Source organism: Pseudonocardia sp., from assembly GCF_025465255.1.
In the GTDB taxonomy this organism is placed as follows: domain Bacteria; phylum Actinomycetota; class Actinomycetes; order Mycobacteriales; family Pseudonocardiaceae; genus Pseudonocardia.
Map to the genome: position 1 here is coordinate 1 of NZ_JAODNI010000040.1, position 5,748 is coordinate 5,748.

At 71.2% G+C, this 5,748-nt stretch carries 6 protein-coding genes and 1 tRNA gene; 4 read left to right on the plus strand and 3 right to left on the minus strand.

Translation table 11 applies throughout. From position 1 onward, the window contains the following. Nucleotides 1–57: 57 nt before the first annotated feature. Both JWP64_RS04065 and glmU read right to left on the minus strand, forming a co-directional pair. A complete protein-coding gene (locus JWP64_RS04065) occupies nucleotides 58–1,029 on the minus strand; it encodes a ribose-phosphate diphosphokinase (RefSeq protein ID WP_297492394.1) in 972 nt (323 codons plus the stop codon). 5 nt (nucleotides 1,030–1,034) lie between these two features. Further along, entirely contained in the window at nucleotides 1,035–2,570 is a 1,536-nt protein-coding gene (gene glmU, locus JWP64_RS04070) for a bifunctional UDP-N-acetylglucosamine diphosphorylase/glucosamine-1-phosphate N-acetyltransferase GlmU (protein WP_366889359.1), read from the minus strand. Between the two features lie 415 nt (nucleotides 2,571–2,985). Here glmU and JWP64_RS04075 point away from each other — a divergent pair, with 415 nt between their 5' ends. Continuing rightward, entirely contained in the window at nucleotides 2,986–3,132 is a 147-nt protein-coding gene (locus JWP64_RS04075; RefSeq protein ID WP_297492399.1) for a L,D-transpeptidase, read from the plus strand. Nucleotides 3,133–3,149: 17 nt separating this feature from the next. On the opposite strand, the gene JWP64_RS04080 is transcribed toward JWP64_RS04075, so the two are convergent. Further along, a tRNA-Gln gene (locus tag JWP64_RS04080) sits at nucleotides 3,150–3,220 on the minus strand. Between the two features lie 109 nt (nucleotides 3,221–3,329). Between JWP64_RS04080 and JWP64_RS04085 the strand changes: the two genes are divergently transcribed. The 3 genes from JWP64_RS04085 to JWP64_RS04095 form a co-directional block, all read left to right on the plus strand. Next, on the plus strand, nucleotides 3,330–4,580 hold the full coding sequence (locus JWP64_RS04085; RefSeq protein WP_297492401.1) for a class I SAM-dependent methyltransferase: 1,251 nt from the start codon (nucleotides 3,330–3,332) through the stop codon (nucleotides 4,578–4,580). 1 nt (nucleotide 4,581) lies between these two features. Further along, nucleotides 4,582–5,412 carry a sugar phosphate nucleotidyltransferase gene (locus JWP64_RS04090; protein WP_297492403.1) on the plus strand — a complete coding sequence of 277 codons (831 nt, stop codon included), beginning with the start codon at nucleotides 4,582–4,584 and terminating at the stop codon, nucleotides 5,410–5,412. Nucleotides 5,413–5,452: 40 nt separating this feature from the next. Then, the coding region (locus JWP64_RS04095; protein ID WP_366889357.1) for a PIG-L family deacetylase at nucleotides 5,453–5,748 on the plus strand (296 nt) is incomplete at its 3' end.

Genomic DNA, 5,748 nt, shown 5'->3' on the forward strand with positions numbered 1-5,748 from the left:
GCTCTTCCGATCTAGCGCGCCCCGGATCGGGGCGCGCTCCTCGGATGCCGGAAGAACTCAGGCGTTGCCGTCGAACAGGCTCGTGACCGATCCGTCGTCGAACACCTGGTGGATCGCCTCCGCGACCAGCGGGGCGATCGGCAGCACGGTCATGCGCTCGAAGCGCTTCTCCTCCGCGATCGGCAGCGTGTCCGTGAAGATGACCTCGCGCGCGCCGCAGTTCGCGAGCCGCTCGACCGCCGGCCCGGAGAGCACCCCGTGCGTGGCGGCGATGATCACGTCCTTGGCGCCGTCCCGCAGCAGCACCTCGACCGCCTTCGCGACGGTGCCACCGGTGTCGATCATGTCGTCGATGACCACGCAGGTGCGGCCCTCGATCTCACCGACCACCCGGTTCGCGACGGCCTCGTTGGGCTTGCGCGGGTCCCGCGTCTTGTGGATGAACGCCAGCGGGGTGCCGCCGAGGGTCTCCGCCCAGCGCTCCGCCAGCCGCACGCGCCCCGAGTCCGGGGAGACGACGGCCATCTCGCGGGTGTCGTACTTCGACTTCAGGTGCCCGGCCAGCACCGGCAGCGCGAACAGGTGGTCCACCGGGCCGTCGAAGAAGCCCTGGATCTGCGACGTGTGCAGGTCGACACACATGATCCGGTCCGCGCCCGCCGTCTTGAACATGTCCGCGATGAGTCGCGCCGAGATCGGCTCGCGGCCGCGGTGCTTCTTGTCCTGGCGGGCATAGCCCCAGAACGGCATGACCACGGTGATCCGCTTGGCCGAGGCGCGCTTGAGCGCGTCGACCATGATCAGCTGCTCCATGATCGCGTCGTTGATCGGGGCCGAGTGCGCCTGGAGCACGAAGGCGTCGCACCCGCGGACGGACTCCTCGAACCGGACGAAGATCTCGCCGTTGGCGAACGAGTACGCCGACTGCGGCGTGATCGTCACGTCGAGCTCCTTGGCCACCTGCTCTGCCAGTTCGGGATGGGCGCGTCCGGAGAAGAGCATCAGGTTCTTCTTCGGAATGGCCGACATCGCGCTCACCGTGTGTTGCCTCCTCGGCCGGTGTCACCGGCGTCACCTGCGGCGTTCTGGACGGCAGTACCCGGACCGTCGTCGCGACCGGTCCCCGGCGTGCCGTCCTGGGCGCGCACGGCGGCTTCCGCCGCCGGCGTCCCGGGCCGCTTCCGTACGACCCACCCGTCGATGGTCCGCTGTGACCCGGACGACACGGCAAGCGCCCCCGGTGGGACGTCCTCCCGGACGACCGTGCCCGCCCCCGTGTAGGCGCCGTCGCCGACGTGGACGGGGGCGATGAACATGGTGTCCGATCCGGTGCGCACGTGGGAACCGATCACGGTGCGGTGCTTCCCGACGCCGTCGTAGTTCACGAACACCGAGGATGCGCCGATGTTGCTCATCTCGCCGATCGTGGCGTCCCCGACGTAGGTCAGGTGCGGCACCTTCGTGCCCGCGCCGATCTCCGTGTTCTTCGTCTCGACGAACGTGCCGATCTTCCCGCGCTCGCCCAGCTTCGTGCCGGGGCGCAGGAACGCGAACGGGCCCACCTGGGCGCCGGCGCCGATCAGCGCGCCGCTGCCGTGTGTCCGCACGACGGTCGCGCCCTGGCCGATCTCGCAGTCCGTGAGCGTGGTGTCCGGGCCGACCTCCGCGCCGTCGCCGACGACCGTGTGCCCGAGCAGCTGCGTCCCCGGCGCCACGACGACGTCGACGCCGAGCCGCGCCGTCACGTCGACCCAGGTGCTGGCCGGGTCGACGACCGTGACCCCGGCGAGCATCCAGCCGCGCAGCAGCCGCCGGTTCAGCTCCGCGCGCAGCTCCGCGAGCTGCAGCCGGTCGTTCACGCCGCGGAGCAGCCACTCGTCCGCGCAGCGCACGGCGGCGACCCGCAGGCCGTCGGTCACCGCGAGCTCGACGAGGTCCGTCAGGTAGAGCTCGCCCTGGGCGTTGTCCTGGCCGAGCCGGCCCAGGCCGGAGGTGAGGAACTCCGCGTCGAAGGCGTAGACACCGGAGTTGACCTCGGTGATCGCCCGCTGCTCCGGGGTCGCGTCCGCCTGCTCGACGATCGCGAGGACCGCGCCGTCCGGCCCGTCCTCGCGCAGGATGCGGCCGTAGCCGGTCGGGTCCGCGAGGTCGGTCGTCAGCAGCGTGGCCGCGGAACCGGACTCCTCGTGGACGCGCAGGACCGAGGTGAGGGTGGCGGCGTCGAGCAGCGGGACGTCCCCGTACCCGACGAGCACGGTGCCGGTCAGGCCGGACGGCAGCTGCGTGAGGCCCGCGCGCACCGCGTCCCCGGTGCCCAGCTGCTGCTCCTGCACAGCGGTCAGAACCGGCCGGGCCAGCTCCTCGGAGAGGGCCCCGACGTGCTCGGCGACCTGCTCGCGGGCGTGCCCGATCACCGTCACGAGGTGCTCCGGCTCCAGCTCCGCGACCGCGTGCACCGCGTGCCCGAGCAGGCTGCGCCCGCCGATCGCGTGCAGGACCTTGGGGGTCGCGGACCGCATCCGGGTGCCCTCGCCGGCCGCCAGCACGACGGCCGCGGCGGGCCGGGTCACCCCCGCCTCGGCTGTCTCGGAACGGTCGTGACGTTCGGGCATGTGGCCAGCTCCCTGCCTCGTGTCCGCTCTCGCGTATCCGGTCGGTCCCCGTCCGGTGGGACGCGGGACGCGGGGGTGAATCCTACGGCGGCCGGGCTCCGGCCGTTCCGGTGCATGCGGGGCGCCGTCACCCATGCGGGGCGTCGTCGTTGATCGGGCGTATCGCTCCGACCCGAGAGGCCGCACCCGTGGGCAGACGCAGCATCCCGCCGACCCAGGCTGCGAAGCAGGCCTGGCTCATCGACGACGGCGGGGTCGTCCGCGGGCCCGTCCCGATCAGCCCCGGCGGGCCGGGGCACGAGACGCCGCGCGGGGACTTCCGGGTGGAGTGGAAGAACAAGCACCACCGCAGCAAGGAGTTCAACGACGCCCGGTGCCGTACGCGGTGTTCTTCGCCGAGGGCGGCATCGCCTTCCACGAGGGCAACCTGAACACGCCGTCGGCGGTCCGGCTCGCGCAGGCCGAGGCGAGCGCCTTCTACGACTTCCTGCAGGTCGACGACGCTGTGCAGGTGCGCTGACCCCGTCGTCGAGACCGCTCCGCCGCCAGGATTCGAACCTGGACCATCGGAACCAAAATCCGAGGTGCTGCCTTTACACCACGGCGGACAGGCCTCAAGTCTGACACGGTGGACCGGGCGGCAGCCGATCACCCGTCTGCGCCGACGGGTGACCCACCCGCGGGTGACGGCTCCGCCGATCGTGGAACACTGGCCCGGTGTCGACGCCCGCCTCGGAGAGGCGTTCCCCCACTTGTCGCCTGTGCGGTTCGCGCGACCTGCGCGGCTTCCTGGACCTCGGGGCGACGCCGCCGTGCGAGCTGTTCCTCACGGCCGAGGCCCTCGAGCAGCCCGAGGAGACCTTCCCGCTGCACGTGCGGGTGTGCGCGGACTGCCTGCTCGCCCAGCTGCCGCCGCTGATCACCCCCGAGGACACCTTCACCGAGTACGCCTACTTCTCGTCGTTCTCGACGTCGTGGGTGCAGCACGCGAAGCACTACGTCGACTCGGCCGTGCAGCGGCTGGGCCTCGGCCCGGACTCGTTCGTGGTCGAGGTCGCGAGCAACGACGGCTACCTGCTCCAGCACGTCGTCGGCACGGGGATCCGCTGCCTCGGCGTCGAGCCCTCGGTCAACGTCGGGGAGGCCGCCCGGGAGAAGGGCGTGCCCACGCTGACGGCGTTCCTCACCCCGGAGACGGGCGCCCAGGTCCGGGCCGAGCACGGCCCGGCGGACCTGGTGGCGCTGAACAACGTCTACGCCCACATCCCGGACGTCGTCGGTTTCACCCGCGGCCTGCGCTCCCTGGTGGCGGACGACGGCTGGGTGTCCGTCGAGGTCCAGCACCTGCTGACCCTCGTGCAGCACACCCAGTTCGACACGATCTACCACGAGCACTTCCAGTACTACACGCTGCTCACCGGGCAGCGGGCGCTCGCGTCGGGCGGGCTGACGCTCGTCGACGTCGAGCTCCTCGACACACACGGCGGCTCGATCCGGATGTGGGCCAGGCCGTCCGAGATCGCCGGCGAGCCGTCGAGGGCCGTCGCGGACGTGCTGGCGGGGGAGGAGAAGGCCGGGCTGCACGCCGTCGAGGGCCACGGCGGTTTCGCCCAGGAGGTCTCCCGCGTCCGGGACGACCTCGTCGCCTTCCTGATCGACGCCCGCCGCGCCGGGAAGACGGTCGTCGGGTACGGCGCACCGGGCAAGGGCAACACCCTGCTCAACTACTGCGGCATCCGGCCGGACCTGCTGGCCTACACGGTGGACCGCAACCCCTACAAGCACGGCCGGTTCACCCCCGGCACCCGGATCCCGGTCGTCGAGCCCGAGCGGATCGCGCAGGACCGTCCGGACTACGTGCTCGTCCTGCCCTGGAACCTGCGCGCCGAGCTGACCGAGCAGCTCGCGTACGTGCGGGACTGGGGCGGGCGCCTGGTCTTCCCCATCCCTAGGCTCGAGGTGGTCTGACGTGAAGGTCGTCCTCTTCTGTGGTGGCTACGGCATGCGGATGCGCGACGGCGTGTCGGACCTGCCGAAGCCGATGCACCAGGTCGGGCCTCGCCCGTTGATCTGGCACGTGATGCGCTACTACGCGCACTTCGGGTACACGGACTTCATCCTGTGCCTGGGTTACGGCGCCCACCACATCAAGGACTTCTTCCTGAACTACGACGAGACGGCGTCGAACGACTTCGTGCTGCACCGGGGCGAGGTCGAGCTGCTGGCCCGGGACATCCAGGACTGGAACATCACCTTCGTCCACACCGGCCTGGACTCGCCGATCGGTGAGCGGTTGCGCCGGGTGCGGTCCTTGGTGGAGGGCGAGGAGATGTTCCTGGCCAACTACGCGGACGTGCTCACCGACGCCCCGCTGGACGACATGGTGGAGAAGTTCCGGGCGTCGGACGCGGTCGGTGGGTTGATGGCGGTGCCGCCGCAGTCCGCCTTCCACTGCGTGGACGTCGGCGAGGACGGCGTGATCGACTCCATCAGTTCGTTGCAGCAGCTGCCGTTGTGGGAGAACGGCGGGTACCTGATGTTCCGGCCGGAGGTGTTCGAGCACCTGACCGAGGACTGCGACCTGATCGAGGACGTCTGCGCCCCGCTGGCGAAGCAGGGCCGGATGCTGGCCTACCGCTACCGCGGTTTCTGGCAGCCCGCGGACACCGTCAAGGAGCGCACCGCGCTGGAAGCGGCCTACCAGGGCGGCACCCGACCGTGGATGCTGTGGGAGGCGCCGGACCGGGACCCGCTGCAGGCCGCGATCGCGGCCATGCAGGCCACCCGTCACGAGCGTTGATCATGCCGGAGGCGACGGACGTGTTCGGAGGAGGGACGACGTGCTGAGCCTGCTCCCGGAGCGTCTGGACCGGATGCTCCTCCTCGGTGCCCACTGCGACGACATCGTGATCGGGGCCGGCGGGTCGCTGCTGGAGCTGTGCCGCGCGCACCCCGGCGTGCGGGTCACCGCCATGGTGCTCACCGGCGGGGGCTCGCTGCGCGAGGAGGAGGAACGTGCCGCGCTCGCGGCGTTCTGCCCCGGTGCGCAGCTCGAGATCGTCGTCCACGACATGCCGGACGGCCGGGTGCCGACCCGGTGGGAACGTGCCAAGCAGGCCGTGGAGGAGATGCGCGG

Coding starts and splice junctions, on each gene's coding strand:
- JWP64_RS04065 (WP_297492394.1), bottom strand. CDS start 1,029: ATGTCGGCCATTCCGAAGAAGAACCTGATGCTCTTCTCCGGACGCGCC.